The sequence below is a fragment of the Escherichia albertii genome (genome assembly GCF_028622335.1).
Taxonomy (GTDB): Bacteria; Pseudomonadota; Gammaproteobacteria; order Enterobacterales; family Enterobacteriaceae; genus Escherichia; species Escherichia albertii.
The window spans coordinates 77063-91605 of record NZ_CP117568.1 but is presented as its reverse complement, the minus strand read 5'-3'; the positions used below and the strand labels follow the sequence as shown (position 1 = coordinate 91605).

Here is a 14543-nt window from a genome sequence, read left to right as displayed (position 1 = left end):
GTCTTTCTCTTGCAGCGGTAAACGCTTACAGTAATCTGTAGGAAAGCTAACTACGGAAGTAAATTATGGAATTGACGACTCGCACATTGCCAGCGCGTAAGCATATTGCGTTGGTGGCCCATGATCACTGCAAACAAATGCTCATGAGCTGGGTGGAGCGGCACCAGCCGTTACTGGAGCAGCACGTACTGTATGCGACGGGCACCACAGGCAACTTAATTTCCCGCACCACCGGAATGAACGTTAACGCCATGCTAAGCGGCCCAATGGGCGGCGATCAGCAAGTGGGCGCATTGATTTCAGAAGGAAAAATTGATGTGTTGATTTTCTTCTGGGATCCGCTGAACGCCGTGCCACACGATCCCGACGTCAAAGCATTGCTACGTCTGGCAACGGTGTGGAATATTCCGGTCGCAACCAATGTGGCAACGGCTGATTTCCTGATTCAGTCACCCCATTTCAACGATGCAGTGGACATCCTGATCCCGGACTATCAGCGTTATCTTGCTGAACGTCTGAAGTAAATTCGCACAGGCGGCACTCGCCGCCTGTTTCTTACGGTTTTCTCGCTACCGGCACACTCAGTTTTTTCAGGACTTCCACAAAGGAAGAAGGATTCTCTTTGTTGAACAGCGCCCATACCCGATGGCGTGCGCGAGTCAACGCAACATACATTAATCGCCGTTCTTCGGCATCAGGGAAATCTTCAACCTGCGGCAGGAGCGCCTCTTCTATAATCGACTCACGCGCCGCAGCCGGGAAGCCATCACTCCCTTCCTGTAAACCAACAATGATGACGTAATCCGCCTGTTGCCCTTTGCTGGCGTGAATGGTCATAAAGTCAATTTGCAACTTCGGCCAGCGCGTCGCTGCTTTTTCCAGACTGGCAGGTTTCAGATGATGATAACGCGCCAGTACCAGAATGCGCTCATCCGGTTTGGCATAACCTGAGAGCTTATCCAGCAAAGCATCAAGCTGGCTCTCTTCAAGAAGCGTTACAGCTTTCTTGTCGCCATGAGTCAAACTGTTCAGCGGCTTTTTCAACTGATTGGGATTCTGTTGAATAAAACGGTTCGCGACCTCACCAATACGGCTGTTGAAACGATAAGTCGTCTCTAAATCACAGCGATCGCCCTCACCAAAGTTTTCATGGAAGGCGGTGGTGAGTGACATTTGCGCACCGCTGAAGCGATAAATCGCCTGCCAGTCATCACCAACGGCAAACAACGTCGTCTGACTGTTTTGCTTACGCAACGCCGCCAACAGCGCTGCGCGCTGCGGTGAGATATCCTGAAATTCATCAACCAGAATATGTTTCCACGGACTGATAAAGCGGCCTTTTTCGAGGATCACAATCGCCTGATGAATCAAACCGGAAAAATCAACGGCGTTATCTGCCTTCAACGCGCTCTTCCAGGCTTTCAATAACGGAGCCATCAATTTGATTCGTTTACTGAACACGTCGCGGATCTCTTCAGGCGCGCTGGCAATCATTTCCGCCTGTGCGCCGCCGTGCATCCGCATCAGAGCAACCCAACGATCAAGACGAGATGCGAGACGACGTTGCAATTTTTCATCGTCCCAGAAATTACCTTCTGGTACCGACCACTGCATTTCTTCCGTCAGCCATTGTCGCCAGCCTTTCGCCTGTGTTTTCTTTTCACTACATTGCTTGCGCCACTCATTAATAAAGAGTTCATGGCGAGCTGCGGTGTCATTCTCCAGTTTGCTGACTGTCGGCACTTTCTTACTGCCTTGCTGAATAATATGCAGGGCCAGTGAATGAAATGTGCGCGCGGTAATATCGTCGGTATGTAGTCGCTCACGAATGCGATCGTCCATCTCTTCAGCAGCTTTTCGCCCAAACGCCAGCAATAAAATTTGCTCTGGGGATGCCTCGCCGCGCGCCAGTAGCCAGCCCGCACGCGCCACCAACACCGACGTTTTTCCACTTCCCGCTCCCGCGAGCACTAATAAGGCGTGCTCACCATTAACAACAGCACGGGCCTGAGCGGGGTTAAGCGGTGAAGACTCAACCTGACGAAAAAAGTCCGCATGTTCGTTAAGCATGGCTTCGGTATATGTCTGATTATGCTGCAGCCGACCGCCTTCAATATCTTTCAGCCAGATCTGACATTTGCGCCACGCTTCACGGCAGTTATCAAACTCTTCCAGTCGGTTTACCGGCAACGGCAGCGCCGACAAAGCCTGGCGGATTTGTTGCTGCACGCCAGTCGTTTGCTCTCGCGTCAGCCACTTATTTCCTCCGGTGCGCGTGGCGATAAGATCCAGTTGTTGCTGTAAAACGTCGGCGGCAATTTCACTCATCTCTTCGCTCCAACGCCGCCAGTGGGCATCAAGATGATGGTAAAAACGCTGCGTTTCGCCCCATTCGGTGCCGTGCAGACGCACCACTTTTTCATCAGGCAGTACAAACTCCAGCTCGCCCCATACCAGGCCGCGCTTACAATGAATCGCCAGTAATTGGTTGAATGGAATAATATATTCGTGACGATCGCCGGAAACTTTTATCCCGGCATTAAGGATCACCGCCCGATCATAAGGGTGCTGTGCCAGACGTTTGCCAAGAGTTGTCGCTTTCAGTTCCATGACTCTGTAGATCCACACGATGTTATTTCTTATCAGTGTAACCGTCAGAGAAAACGTGCTCCAGCCCAAAAAAACGTTACAATTGCCGCCCATTACAGAAAACCACAGTACAGTGAGGTTTTATGCGTACCGTTTTGAACATTCTGAACTTTGTGCTTGGTGGATTTGCCACAACTCTGGCCTGGCTGCTGGCAACCCTGGTCAGTATTGTGCTGATTTTTACCCTACCACTGACGCGTTCTTGCTGGGAAATCACAAAGCTTTCTTTGTTGCCCTACGGCAATGAAGCGATTCATGTCGATGAACTGAACCCGGCAGGCAAAAACGTACTGCTCAATACCGGCGGTACCATACTGAATATTTTCTGGCTGATTTTCTTCGGCTGGTGGTTATGCTTAATGCACATTGCCTCTGGTATTGCGCAATGTCTCACCATCATCGGTATTCCCGTCGGCATTGCTAACTTTAAAATTGCGGCTATTGCACTGTGGCCTGTAGGCCGTCGTGTGGTTTCTGTTGAAACCGCTCGTGCTGCGCGTGAAGCGAATGCGCGTCGTCGTTTCGAATAATCTAACGTTATGGCCTTTATGCTAAGTCCTTTGCTCAAACGCTACACCTGGAACAGCACCTGGCTGTATTACGCACGCATTTTTATCGCGCTTTGCGGTACTACTGCGTTTCCGTGGTGGCTGGGTGATGTAAAACTGACCATTCCGCTCACACTCGGTATGGTTGCAGCAGCATTGACCGACCTTGATGACCGACTGGCGGGGCGTCTGCGTAACCTCATCATTACGCTGTTCTGCTTTTTTATCGCTTCGGCCTCGGTAGAACTCCTTTTTCCCTGGCCCTGGCTGTTTGCCATCGGCTTAACGCTCTCCACCAGCGGCTTTATTTTGCTCGGGGGTCTGGGTCAACGCTACGCGACTATCGCTTTTGGCGCATTGCTCATCGCCATTTACACGATGCTGGGTACGTCGCTGTATGAACACTGGTATCAGCAGCCGATATATCTACTTGCCGGTGCCATCTGGTACAACGTTCTGACGCTTATCGGTCACCTACTGTTCCCTGTCCGCCCGCTGCAGGACAACCTGGCGCGTTGCTATGAACAACTTGCGCGATATCTGGAACTCAAGTCGCGCATGTTTGATCCAGATATTGAAGATGAAAGCCAGGCGCCATTGTACGATTTAGCGCTTGCCAACGGGCAACTAATGGCAACGCTGAATCAGACAAAGCTCTCGTTGTTGACGCGACTACGTGGCGATCGTGGTCAACGGGGAACACGACGCACTCTGCATTACTACTTTGTGGCGCAAGATATCCACGAGCGCGCCAGCTCTTCGCATATTCAGTACCAGACGCTGCGCGAACATTTTCGCCACAGCGATGTATTGTTTCGCTTTCAGCGACTGATGTCGATGCAGGGCCAGGCTTGCCAGCAACTGTCACGCTGTATTTTGCTACGCCAGCCTTATCAACACGATCCGCATTTTGAACGCGCCTTCACTCATATTGACGCCGCGCTTGAGCGGATGCGCAATAACGGCGCGCCGATTGATTTGCTAAAAGCACTGGGATTTCTGCTGACAAACTTACGCGCCATTGATGCTCAACTGGCGACGATTGAATCAGAGCAAGCCCAGGCAATGCCGCATAACGATACCGATAACCAGCTTGCTGACGACAGCCCGCACGGGCTAAGTGATATCTGGCTGCGTCTTAGCCGTAACTTTACGCCGGAATCCGCCCTCTTCCGTCACGCGGTCAGGATGTCACTGGTCTTATGCGTCGGCTACGCCATCATTCAAATAACAGGAATAAACCACGGCTACTGGATCCTGCTGACCAGCCTGTTCGTCTGCCAGCCAAACTATAACGCTACGCGCCATCGCCTGAAATTAAGGATTATCGGCACGCTGGTAGGTATTGCGATCGGCATCCCGGTGCTGTGGTTTGTTCCGTCGCTGGAAGGACAACTGGTACTACTGGTCATTACAGGCGTGCTCTTTTTTGCTTTCCGCAACGTGCAATATGCGCATGCAACTATGTTCATCACCCTGTTGGTTCTGCTGTGCTTCAACCTGTTGGGCGAAGGTTTTGAAGTTGCGCTGCCTCGCGTGGTTGATACGCTGATCGGTTGCGCCATAGCCTGGGCAGCAGTGAGCTATATCTGGCCAGACTGGCGTTTTCGTAATCTACCGCGGATGCTCGAGCGTGCGACTGACGCTAACTGCCGTTATCTTGACGCTATTCTTGAGCAATATCATCAGGGACGCGATAACCGTCTGGCGTATCGTATCGCCCGTCGTGATGCTCACAATCGTGATGCCGAACTGGCTTCTGTGGTATCGAATATGTCCAGTGAACCGAACGCCACACCGCAAATCCGCGAGGCCGCGTTCCGTTTACTGTGCCTCAACCATACATTCACCAGCTACATTTCTGCCCTCGGCGCTCACCGTGAACAGTTAACTAATCCTCAAATCCTCGCGTTTCTTGATGACGCGGTATGTTACGTTGATGACGCGCTACATCATCAGCCTGCCGATGAAGAACGCGTCAATCTGGCATTAGCTGGCCTGAAGCAGCGTATGCTGCAACTTGAACCACGGGCAGACAGCAAGGAACCTCTGGTCATACAGCAAATTGGATTATTGATTGCATTGTTGCCAGAAATTGGTCGCCTGCAGCGCAGGATTACTCAGGTTCCGTCGGAAACTCCGGTTTCGGCACAATAGATTCAGCCCATTCAGCAAGCTCCTGGCGGCGTGCCACCGGGAGCGCTGCTTCATGAATATCAATAATTGCGCCTTCAAGCATGAATAAGATCTTCTCCGTCACCTGGCTATTATGCTGACGTAGTCGCAACCAGCACATCTTTGCGCCAAGGATCCGTAAAGTCCGCACATCCTTGATCCCCACTTCACCGAGAATCGACTCCAGGTGATAAGACATATTCGGCAAATCTTTCAGTCGCTGGAGATTGTTGCGCGTACATTTCTCTTTCAGCGCAGCATCCAGGGAATATTTCGACAAGCGAACTAATTTCTGTTGGTTACGCCATAGACTTTCATCAACCCGGTAGTAATTGAGAGTCACGGGTCGGCCGCACTTTTTATATGTCAGCCAGACTGGCGGATATTTTACACAGTACTGTACGCTTTGTTCACAAGCCCGTAGATACAACTCACCATCAGCAACCATCGCAAATACCGTATCGTTAACCGTCAAACTGTAACTGCCAAACAGCGATCGATATTCAATGGTGCCTAACGTTGCAAGGTATTCTTGTGACTTATAGATCCGCTTATAGGAGAGGCTTTTCATAAAATTCCTTTTAAAATCATAACATAAACGAATAATTCACGTTAACGGATCCGTTAAGTACGAAAATAGGCAACTTATTCTCAAGGGGCAAGATTAATTTAAGTTTTCGGGTCACCATCGACAAAAATTGCGAGGCTCTTTCCGAAAATAGGGTTGATCTTTGTTGTCGCTGGATGTACTGTATATTCATACAGTAACTCACAGGGCTGGATTGATTATGTACACTTCAGGCTATGCACATCGTTCTTCGTCGTTCTCATCCGCAGCAAGTAAAATTGCGCGTGTCTCTACGGAAAACACTACAGCCGGGCTTATCAGTGAAGTTGTCTATCGCGAAGATCAGCCCATGATGACACAACTCCTGCTTTTACCATTATTACAGCAGCTCGGTCAGCAATCGCGTTGGCAGCTCTGGTTAACTCCGCAACAAAAACTAAGCCGTGAGTGGTTTCAGTCCGCTGGATTACCCTTAACTAAAGTGATGCAGATGAGTCAGCTTGCCCCTTGCCACACCGTGGAGTCAATGGTTCGCGCTTTACGTACAGGAAATTACAGTGTGGTGATCGGTTGGTTGTCAGATGATCTGACCGAAGAAGAGCATGCTGAGCTGGTTGATGCTGCCAACGAAGGTAATGCAATGGGGTTTATTATGCGTCCGATAAGTGCCTCTTCTCACGCCACGAGACAACTTTCCGGGTTAAAAATTCATTCTAATTTGTATCATTAAGTAAATTTAGGATTAATCCTGGAACTTTTTTTATCACACACTGGATGCTTTCTGTCGTGACTAATTTTCCGTGCGGAGGCTTGTCTGAAGCGGTTTCCGCGATTTTTCTTCTCAATGGCTCTTTTACAAAATAGGTTAAACGCACCTTATACAAGTCTTTTTTTTCATATGCCTGACGGAGTTCACACTTGTAAGTTTTCAACTACGTTGTAGACTTTACATCGCCAGGGGTGCTCGGCATAAGCCGAAGATATCGGTAGAGTTAATATTGAGCAGATCCCCGGTGAAGGATTTAACCGTGTTATCTCGTTGGAGATATTCATGGCGTATTTTGGATGATAACGAGGCGCAAAAAATGAAAAAGACAGCTATCGCGATTGCAGTGGCACTGGCTGGTTTCGCTACCGTAGCGCAGGCCGCTCCGAAAGATAACACCTGGTACACTGGTGCTAAACTGGGCTGGTCCCAGTTCCATGACACTGGTTTCATCGACAACAATGGTCCGACCCACGAAAACCAACTGGGTGCAGGTGCTTTTGGTGGTTACCAGGTTAACCCGTATGTTGGCTTTGAAATGGGTTACGACTGGTTAGGTCGTATGCCGTACAAAGGCGACAACATCAATGGCGCATACAAAGCTCAGGGCGTTCAGCTGACCGCTAAACTGGGTTACCCAATCACTGACGATCTGGACGTCTACACTCGTCTGGGTGGTATGGTATGGCGTGCAGACACCAAGGCTAACGTACCTGGTGGCGCTTCCTTTAAAGACCACGACACCGGCGTTTCTCCGGTCTTCGCTGGCGGTGTTGAGTACGCGATCACTCCTGAAATCGCTACCCGTCTGGAATACCAGTGGACCAACAACATCGGTGACGCTCACACCATCGGCACTCGCCCGGACAACGGCCTGCTGAGCTTGGGTGTTTCCTATCGTTTCGGTCAGGGCGAAGCAGCTCCGGTAGTTGCTCCGGCTCCGGCTCCAGCTCCAGAAGTACAGACCAAGCACTTCACTCTGAAGTCTGACGTTCTGTTCAACTTCAACAAAGCAACCCTGAAACCGGAAGGTCAGGCTGCTCTGGATCAGCTGTACAGCCAGCTGAGCAACCTGGATCCGAAAGACGGTTCCGTAGTTGTTCTGGGTTACACCGACCGTATCGGTTCTGACGCTTACAACCAGGGTCTGTCCGAGCGTCGTGCTCAGTCCGTCGTTGATTACCTGATCTCTAAAGGTATCCCATCTGACAAGATCTCCGCACGTGGTATGGGCGAATCCAACCCGGTTACTGGCAACACCTGTGACAACGTGAAACAGCGCGCTGCACTGATCGACTGCCTGGCTCCGGATCGTCGCGTAGAGATCGAAGTTAAAGGCATCAAAGACGTTGTAACTCAGCCGCAGGCTTAAGTTCTCGTCTAATAAATATCCTCCGGCATAGCCGGAGGTTTTTCAAATGCGCCTGTAAGGCTCTCTTACCAGCCGCGCCCTAACAGGCGCACACGATCTGACATTTGCATCCAACTTCCTTACTTACGGCCCGTAAACGGGCTGCCCGGATAGGGAATCGATAACTGCTCTCCCATTTTATCCTCTTCAAGCTGGTGCTTTATGTAATCCTGTATCTTCGCCGTGTTCTTACCCACCGTATCGACGTAGTACCCTCTGCACCAGAACTCCCTGTTCCTGTATTTGAATTTCAAATCCCCAAACTGCTCGTAAAGCATCAGACTGCTTTTCCCTTTCAGATATCCCATAAAGCCGGATACGCTCATTTTGGGCGGGATCTCCACAAGCATATGGATATGATCTGCACAGCATTCAGCTTCCAGAATCCGTACGCTTTTCCACTCACACAGCTTTCTCAAAATACTGCCTATTGCTCTACGCTTCTCTCTGTAGAACACCTGTCTTCGGTATTTTGGCGCAAAAACTATGTGATATTTACAGTTCCATCGGGTGTGCGCTAAGCTCTTTTCGTTCCCCATTGGGACCCCCTTTTGATTTCTTGTTTGACACTTGCAGTTGCCAGACCGCAAGGTGTTTTAACAAATCAAAAGGGGTTTTAATAACTGGCTCAAAGCTGAAAGCTTTCCAGAACCCCCAGCCTAGCTGGGGGTTTTCTGTGCACAATAAAAAACCCCGCTGTCGCGGGGTTTTTTTTCATCTTTAGTAAAGTAAATAACTTTCGTCGGTTATTCCTTACCCAGTAGAGCCTGCAAATCTTGCTTTAGCGAAGACATTTTATTTGCATATTTCTCTTTGTTTTCCGCATCTTCAATCAGCTGGACAATCGTTTCGGAAAGCGTTTTACCGCGGCGTTGTGCAAGACCAGCCAGACGTTGCCAGACCATGAATTCCAAATCGATAGATTTCTTGCGCGTATGCTGATGTTCTGCGTTAAAGTGGCGTTTTCGTCTGGCTCGAATGGTCTGCTTCATGCGATTGATCAGCTCCGGGTTCATATGCTGGTCAATCCAGCCATTTACGAGCACAGGTTCGTTCTCCAGCGATAGCAACACATCGACGGCTTCCTGGGCGGCACTGGCTTCGATGTACCGGGTGATAAGCTCACCTTCACGGTGCTTCTTCACCAGATACTTCCATTTCCAACCACTTTCAAGATTTTCAAGTTGTTGATATTTCATAGCGATCTCAATGTTACCGTGTAACTCTTTACAGAATATCAGCTTTTTACCTGCGTGATGAAAAGAATCTCTATCCTGTGCACTTTAGCGCGCATACAAAAACTTTTGTCGACGCTTTCTACGTGTGCTGCAGTGCCGGTTACGGTATAATCGCACCTTTGACAACAGACTAAAAAACATCAACTTTGACCATTACGAAACTTGCATGGCGTGACTTAATCCCTGATACCGAAAGTTATCAGGAAGTATTTGCACAGCCACATTTTATTGACGAAAACGATCCTTTATTCAGCGAAACTCAACCGCGGCTGCAATTTGCGCTGGAACAGTTACTGCACACTCGAGCTTCATCCTCTTTTATGCTGGCGAAGGCGCCGGAAGAGCCCGAGTACCTGAGTCTCATTGCCGATGCTGCAAGCGCGCTACAAGGTGACTCTGGCCAACTGATGGGCGGTCACTATGAGATCTCCGGCCACACCATCCGGTTACGTAATGCCGTTAGTACTGACGATAATTTTGCAACATTAACGCAAGTCGTCACTGCTGATTGGGTAGAGGCAGAACAACTCTTTGGCTGCCTGCGCCAGTTTAATGGAGCCATTACTTTACAGCCGGGACTGGTACATCAGGCAAATGGCGGCATTCTGATCATCTCTTTGCGCACGCTGCTGGCACAACCTCTGCTGTGGATGCGCCTGAAAAATATTGTCAGCCGTGAACGCTTCGATTGGGTCGCGTTTGATGAGTCTCGTCCCCTCCCCGTCTCCGTTCCTTCAATGCCATTGAAGCTAAAAGTCATTCTGGTTGGCGAGCGCGAGTCGCTGGCCGATTTTCAGGCGATGGAGCCGGATCTGTCTGAGCAGGTCATTTATAGCGAATTTGAAGATACCCTGCAGATTGTCGATGCCGAGTCAGTAAACCAGTGGTGTCGCTGGGTTGCTTTTACCGCTAAACATAACCAACTGCCTGCGCCCGGTGCTGATGCCTGGCCAGTGCTTATCCGCGAAGCCGCCCGCTATACCGGTGAGCAAGAAACGCTGCCGCTTAGTCTGCAGTGGATCCTTCGCCAGTGCAAAGAAGTCGCGTCTCTGTGTGAAGGCGATACCTTTACCGGCGAACAGCTAAACTTAATGCTACAACAGCGACAGTGGCGCGAAGGTTTCCTCGCTGAGCGTATGCAAGACGAAATTCTTCAGGAGCAGATCCTGATCGAAACCGAAGGCGAACGCGTCGGGCAGATCAATGCCCTGTCAGTTGTTGAATTTCCGGGACATCCGCGCGCTTTTGGCGAGCCTTCTCGTATTAGTTGTGTTGTACACATTGGCGACGGTGAATTTACCGATATTGAGCGGAAAGCAGAGCTCGGCGGCAATATTCACGCTAAAGGGATGATGATCATGCAGGCATTCCTGATGTCGGAACTGCAGCTTGAACAACAAATTCCCTTCTCGGCCTCGCTGACGTTTGAGCAATCATATAGCGAAGTGGACGGTGACAGCGCCTCAATGGCTGAACTCTGCGCCCTGATCAGCGCCCTCGCCGATGTCCCGGTCAATCAAAGTATTGCTATTACCGGGTCGGTGGATCAGTTTGGACGCGCCCAGCCAGTCGGTGGCCTGAATGAGAAAATTGAAGGTTTCTTCGCTATCTGCCAACAGCGTGAGTTAACCGGTAAACAAGGCGTGATTATCCCTACCGCTAACGTTCGCCATCTAAGTCTTCACAATGAACTTGTGAAGGCGGTAGAGGAAGGTAAATTCACTATCTGGGCAGTGGATGATGTCACTGATGCACTACCTCTATTATTAAATCTGGTGTGGGATGGCGAAGGCCAGACGACGCTGATGCAAACTATCCAGGAACGTATCGCGCAAGCATCGCAGCAGGAAGGACGTCACCGTTTTCCATGGCCATTACGTTGGCTGAACGGGTTTATTCCGAACTGATCGGACTTGTTCAGCGTACACGTGTTAGCTATCCTGCGTGCTTCAATAAAATAAGGCTTACAGAGAACATGGTAGATAAACGCGAATCCTATACGAAAGAAGACCTTCTTGCCTCTGGTCGCGGAGAACTGTTTGGTGCGAAAGGCCCGCAATTGCCAGCGCCGAACATGCTGATGATGGACCGGGTGGTCAAAATGACCGAGACTGGCGGTAACTTCAACAAAGGGTATGTTGAAGCAGAGCTGGATATCAATCCAGATCTGTGGTTCTTCGGCTGCCACTTCATCGGCGATCCGGTAATGCCGGGATGTCTGGGCCTGGATGCCATGTGGCAGTTAGTAGGGTTCTACCTCGGCTGGCTGGGCGGCGAAGGTAAAGGCCGCGCTCTGGGCGTAGGCGAAGTGAAATTCACCGGTCAGGTTCTGCCGACGGCGAAAAAAGTGACCTATCGTATCCACTTTAAACGTATTGTTAACCGTCGCTTGATCATGGGTCTGGCCGATGGTGAAGTTCTGGTTGATGGTCGCTTGATCTACACAGCCAACGACCTGAAAGTAGGTCTGTTCCAGGACACTTCTGCATTCTGATTAAAATCAGGCTGCGTGTAAAAGGCGAAACCTCCGCACTGCGGAGGTTTCTTTTTAAAGAGACAGAATCAGGCCATTACTACCCTGTCCGCCATGGCTTCTCGCCAGCCTCCCAGCCATTGTGACCTTTGATTCAGCGTCTGATAGGGACACATTTCTTTTGAGCGTCCGGCGATGCCGGCCTGATAACCACGTTGATGTGCCCGTTCCAGGCGATCTCGTTTTTGTCTCTTCATGCCTCGTTTCCCTCATACTGGTTTCTGGTGGAAAAGAAAACAGTGATTACTAAATGTGCAATCACAGTTAAGCAATACCGCGAATCATAACTGTCGTCAATGCGCAAAATTCACGCCACTGTCATATTTGTGAGCTACACGGGCATGTCGGTTGTACAAAAAATGTGAAGCGGAACAAGTTTTTCCCCATAAAATAAACAAAAAAAACCGCCTCGGGCAACATGCCAGAGACGGTTATATTTACAAATCTTTATAATCAGGGAAGACGCTTAATCTCTTGCGCCATCGCCGCCGCTTCCTGATTCCAGGCACTGGCCAGGGCTTTGACCATTTCATCGTAGCCATCCTGATTTTGTACGCCTTCCAGACGGAATGGACGTTTTATCAGTTGCCCCTGATGGTTCAACAGCCACTCACCGCTGACGATAACCTTACCATCATAACGACCATTAAACTCCGTGACCGTCACGTTGAGCGTATCCTGAGCGCTGCCCAGAGGTTGTGAAGCAACCACCCAACCGGGTAATTGCGTGCTCAGATTGGCAACCAGCGTATTGCGTAACTGTTGGTCCAGCGGGCTGGCCCACAGATTGTTATTGGCAATAACGTATTTCACATCACTGGTCTGATACACCACGCCATTTCCCGCCAGATAATCAGGAACCGCAACCTGCTCCACCCATAACAGTCGGTTGCCCTGGCTGGCGGTACTTTGCGTACCGCCCTGTACAACAGGTAACTGGTAGTAGTTTTTGTTGATCTCACCGGAGCTGCATCCGGCCAGCCATAGTGCCGCTATCGTCACTAGCCATTTTTTCATTATTTCGCCCTCTTCGGCTCTGGATCTTTCTTATCCTTCGCTTCAAATACCAGCGCGTTGCTCTTCTCGTTGAGCGTTTTCAGCACCGGTTGCAGTTCACGCAATACCTGATCAAGACGCTGCATATCCGCCACCATCTTGTTGTAAGCCGCAGAACCCGGCTGGAAGCCCTGCATACTGCGATTCAGTTCACGCAATGTCGACTGAATATCTGTCGGCAACTGCTGCATAGACTGGCTTGCCAGGATTTTATTCATACTATCCAGCGTGGCTTGCAGATTTTTCATCGTCCGCTGGCTTTCCGACAGCGTACTGGTCGCCTGCTCAATCATCGGATTCAATGGCAGCTTGTTGATCTTATCCAGAGCTTCCATCAAACGTTGCTGGATTTGCGCCAGACCGCCGCTAACGGTCGGAATGATCTGATAGCCATCGAATTCACGTACCCCGGTTATCGCTGGTGTATTCGGATAGAAATCGAGATCAACATACAATGCCCCTGTGACCAGATTTCCGGTCTTCAGCGAACCACGTAAACCTCGTTTCAACAGCTCCCCAAGGTGCTCAACCACATCTTTGTTTTCCCCAAGCTGCATTTTCAGTCGCTCAGGTTCAATACGAACAAGCACCGGAATACGATAATCATCGTTAAATGTCTGACGCATATTCGGCGCAAAGAAAGGCACTTTACTTACTGTTCCCAGGCGAATACCACGAAATTCTACTGGCGCCCCCGGCTGCAAGCCGCGAACAGAATCTTTAAAGAACATCAGATAATCAATGTGATCGGTATACAGTGAATCCTGAATGCCCTTCTGATCATCATACAAAACGAATGCGGTTTTCGGCGCGACAGGCTGCCCCTGCTCCAGGCCTTCCGGCACGTCGAAACTGACGCCACCACTTAGCAAAGTTGTCAGCGACCCCATCTCCACGCGCATTCCCGCTGACGTCAGATCAACCGCAATGCCGCTGTCTTTCCAGAAGCGAACGTTGCTGGTCACCAAACGGTCATAAGGCGCATTGATGAACAATTGATAACTGATACTACGTTTTTGCGTATCAAAGGTGCTGGTCTCCACCGACCCTACACGGTAGCCACGAAAAAGCACCGGATCTCCTGCAGTGAGTTGCCCGGCTTTTTTACTGTCGAGTATGATTCGAATCCCTTTAGCATCCGGCGGCGCCAGCGGCGGTGAATCAAGCAAATCATATTTGTCCATTTTGCTGCCTTTCGCCCCCGGTTGTAGTTCGATATAAACCCCAGAGAGCAGCGTACCCAGGCCGCTAATACCTTCACGCCCAATTTGCGGTTTCACCACCCAAAAGACAGTATCTTTATGCAGCAGTTTTTCCATACCGGCGTTGAGGCGCGCTTTAATTTCAACATGCGTTAAATCATCAGCAAGCGTAGCGCTTTCGACCACGCCAACATCAACGCTGCGGCTTTTAATGGTTGTCTTGCCCCCTTCTATCCCTTCCGCATTCGCGGTAATCAGGGTGACTTCTGGCCCCTGATGACTGTAATGATAAAAAAGAACCCAGGCCCCTATAAGCGCCGTGACGATAGGAAATATCCACACGGGAGACCAGTTCTTCACTTTCTGGATTTTGGCTTCCCCATTCTTAGATTCCATA

At 50.1% G+C, this 14543-nt stretch carries 14 protein-coding genes; 7 read left to right on the top strand and 7 right to left on the bottom strand.

From position 1 onward, the window contains the following. The first annotated feature begins 65 nt into the window (after window positions 1-65). On the top strand, window positions 66-524 hold the full coding sequence (mgsA, locus tag PS053_RS00415; RefSeq protein WP_000424182.1) for a methylglyoxal synthase: 459 nt from the start codon (window positions 66-68) through the stop codon (window positions 522-524). A gap of 31 nt (window positions 525-555) precedes the next feature. Here the strand turns inward: mgsA and helD are convergent, their stop codons facing one another. After that, window positions 556-2610 carry a DNA helicase IV gene (gene helD / locus PS053_RS00410; protein WP_256879338.1) on the bottom strand — a complete coding sequence of 685 codons (2055 nt, stop codon included), beginning with the start codon at window positions 2608-2610 and terminating at the stop codon, window positions 556-558. A gap of 122 nt (window positions 2611-2732) precedes the next feature. Between helD and PS053_RS00405 the strand changes: the two genes are divergently transcribed. Together PS053_RS00405 and yccS are read left to right on the top strand one after the other, a co-directional pair. Continuing rightward, entirely contained in the window at window positions 2733-3179 is a 447-nt protein-coding gene (locus PS053_RS00405) for a YccF domain-containing protein (protein ID WP_001261228.1), read from the top strand. Window positions 3180-3188: 9 nt separating this feature from the next. Next, window positions 3189-5354 (top strand): YccS family putative transporter, encoded by a 2166-nt coding sequence (yccS, locus tag PS053_RS00400; RefSeq protein ID WP_072248637.1) that lies wholly within the window; start codon window positions 3189-3191, stop codon window positions 5352-5354. On the opposite strand, the gene PS053_RS00395 is transcribed toward yccS, so the two are convergent. Further along, window positions 5314-5943 carry a TfoX/Sxy family DNA transformation protein gene (locus tag PS053_RS00395; RefSeq protein WP_256879330.1) on the bottom strand — a complete coding sequence of 210 codons (630 nt, stop codon included), beginning with the start codon at window positions 5941-5943 and terminating at the stop codon, window positions 5314-5316. The two genes, yccS and PS053_RS00395, sit on opposite strands and share 41 nt — an antisense overlap. A gap of 217 nt (window positions 5944-6160) precedes the next feature. Here PS053_RS00395 and sulA point away from each other — a divergent pair, with 217 nt between their 5' ends. Next, window positions 6161-6670, top strand: coding sequence for an SOS-induced cell division inhibitor SulA (gene sulA, locus PS053_RS00390; RefSeq protein ID WP_000288703.1), 510 nt, complete (start codon window positions 6161-6163; stop codon window positions 6668-6670). Window positions 6671-7025: 355 nt separating this feature from the next. After that, complete coding sequence (ompA, locus tag PS053_RS00385; RefSeq protein WP_024164823.1) at window positions 7026-8078, top strand: porin OmpA; 1053 nt, start codon at window positions 7026-7028, stop codon at window positions 8076-8078. 119 nt (window positions 8079-8197) lie between these two features. Here ompA and tnpA read toward each other — a convergent pair whose 3' ends face one another. Together tnpA and matP are read right to left on the bottom strand one after the other, a co-directional pair. Next, window positions 8198-8656, bottom strand: a complete 459-nt coding sequence (gene tnpA / locus PS053_RS00380) for an IS200/IS605-like element IS200C family transposase (RefSeq protein ID WP_000526135.1) — start codon at window positions 8654-8656, stop codon at window positions 8198-8200. 207 nt (window positions 8657-8863) lie between these two features. Continuing rightward, window positions 8864-9316 (bottom strand): macrodomain Ter protein MatP, encoded by a 453-nt coding sequence (matP, locus tag PS053_RS00375; RefSeq protein WP_000877164.1) that lies wholly within the window; start codon window positions 9314-9316, stop codon window positions 8864-8866. A 185-nt stretch (window positions 9317-9501) separates the two neighbouring features. Here matP and PS053_RS00370 point away from each other — a divergent pair, with 185 nt between their 5' ends. Then, window positions 9502-11262 (top strand): AAA family ATPase, encoded by a 1761-nt coding sequence (locus tag PS053_RS00370; protein ID WP_000156442.1) that lies wholly within the window; start codon window positions 9502-9504, stop codon window positions 11260-11262. A 68-nt stretch (window positions 11263-11330) separates the two neighbouring features. Next, the gene (fabA, locus tag PS053_RS00365; RefSeq protein ID WP_002462364.1) at window positions 11331-11849 is read left to right on the top strand and encodes a bifunctional 3-hydroxydecanoyl-ACP dehydratase/trans-2-decenoyl-ACP isomerase; all 519 of its coding nucleotides are present in this window, start codon (window positions 11331-11333) and stop codon (window positions 11847-11849) included. Between the two features lie 68 nt (window positions 11850-11917). On the opposite strand, the gene rmf is transcribed toward fabA, so the two are convergent. The 3 genes from rmf to pqiB form a co-directional block, all read right to left on the bottom strand. Further along, window positions 11918-12085: a ribosome modulation factor gene (gene rmf, locus PS053_RS00360; RefSeq protein WP_000828648.1), complete on the bottom strand. Its 168-nt coding sequence runs from the start codon at window positions 12083-12085 to the stop codon at window positions 11918-11920. A gap of 256 nt (window positions 12086-12341) precedes the next feature. Beyond that, window positions 12342-12905: a membrane integrity-associated transporter subunit PqiC gene (gene pqiC, locus PS053_RS00355; RefSeq protein ID WP_000759093.1), complete on the bottom strand. Its 564-nt coding sequence runs from the start codon at window positions 12903-12905 to the stop codon at window positions 12342-12344. Continuing rightward, window positions 12905-14542 (bottom strand): intermembrane transport protein PqiB, encoded by a 1638-nt coding sequence (gene pqiB / locus PS053_RS00350; RefSeq protein WP_000444171.1) that lies wholly within the window; start codon window positions 14540-14542, stop codon window positions 12905-12907. The genes pqiC and pqiB overlap by 1 nt, the downstream gene beginning before the upstream one ends. Window position 14543: the final 1 nt, after the last annotated feature.